The organism is Microbacterium azadirachtae (assembly GCF_000956545.1).
Lineage (GTDB): Bacteria > Actinomycetota > Actinomycetes > Actinomycetales > Microbacteriaceae > Microbacterium > Microbacterium azadirachtae.
This window is the reverse complement of the sequence record NZ_JYIT01000014.1, coordinates 1-1,267: the sequence shown is the minus strand read 5'-3', so window position 1 is coordinate 1,267 and position 1,267 is coordinate 1. Positions and strand designations below refer to the sequence as shown.

Below are 1,267 nucleotides of genomic sequence, written 5' to 3'. Positions count from 1 at the left end.
GCCCGCGCCGGCGAGGGCGACGGATGCGAGGTCGACACCGGGTCCGACTCGCTGTACGTGACGCCGCTGGTGCGTCGCCTCGCCGCCGAGAAGGGCGTCGACCTCGCATCCGTCGCCGGCACCGGCGTGGGCGGCCGCATCCGCAAGGAGGACGTGCTGAACGCTGCCGCCGCTCCGGCTGCGACCGCTGCGCCCGCCGCCGTTGCGGCTGCGCCGAAGGAGCGCGTGATCTCGCCGCTGCGCGGGACCACGCAGCCGATGTCGCGTCTGCGCAAGGTTCTGGCCGAGCGGGCCGTCGCCTCGATGCAGCAGACCGCGCAGCTGACCACGGTCGTCGAGGTCGATGTCACGAAGCTCGCCGCCTACCGCGATGAGGTCAAGGGCTCGTTCCAGCAGAAGACCGGCGACAAGCTGTCCTTCCTGCCGTTCTTCGCCCTGGCCGCTGCCGAGGCGCTGCAGGAGTTCCCCATCGTGAACTCGACCGTCGACGGCACCGACATCGTGTACCCCGCCTCCGAGAACATCTCGATCGCGGTGGACACCGAGCGCGGCCTGCTCACGCCGGTGCTGCGCGATGCGGGGTCGAAGAACATCGCGCAGATCGCCCACGAGATCGCCGACCTCGCGGCACGCACGCGCGACAACAAGCTGAAGCCGGACGAGCTCGCCGGCGGAACGTTCACGCTGACCAACACCGGTTCGCGTGGGGCCCTGTTCGACACTCCGGTCGTCTTCCTGCCGCAGTCCGCGATCCTCGGCACCGGTGTCGTCGTGAAGCGTCCCGGCGTGGTCACGGTCGACGGTCAGCAGGCGATCTCGATCCGCTCCTACGTCTACCTGGCGCTGTCCTACGACCACCGCACGATCGACGGCGCCGACGCGGCCCGGTTCCTGTCGTCGGTGAAGGCGCGCCTGGAGGCGGCGGACTTCGCCGCGCAGCTCGGGGCCTGACCCGCACGGATTCACGGAGCTCCCGCTCCCTCGGATGGCGGATCTGCGATGTCGTACACATCGCGGATCCGCCATTCGGCGTCTCTGCGGATGATCACCACCAGCTGCGCCCCCTCGCCCGCCCCGCTCCGCAGCGCTGCGAGGTCGCCGTAGTCCTCGATCAAGGCGGGCTGCCCGTCCTGGTCCCTGATCTCCTTCGCGCCCGCCGCCTCGCCCTCCCAGAGCGCGTCGCACCCCGCTACCGGCGTTGCACGGCAGCGGCGGGCGGCGGAGAGGAGCTCCTCGGCGGCGGCGCCGCGCGGGGCGGAGTCTCCCG

Annotated in this window: 1 protein-coding gene and 1 pseudogene; one reads left to right on the top strand and one right to left on the bottom strand. The window is 71.5% G+C overall.

The features are described 5' to 3' along the window. On the top strand, nucleotides 1–951 hold a 951-nt coding region (locus RL72_RS00100; protein ID WP_045248766.1), incomplete at its 5' end, for a 2-oxo acid dehydrogenase subunit E2. Nucleotides 952–962: 11 nt separating this feature from the next. Here RL72_RS00100 and RL72_RS19980 read toward each other — a convergent pair. Continuing rightward, nucleotides 963–1,267 (bottom strand): annotated as a pseudogene (locus RL72_RS19980) (hypothetical protein); the annotation flags it as partial.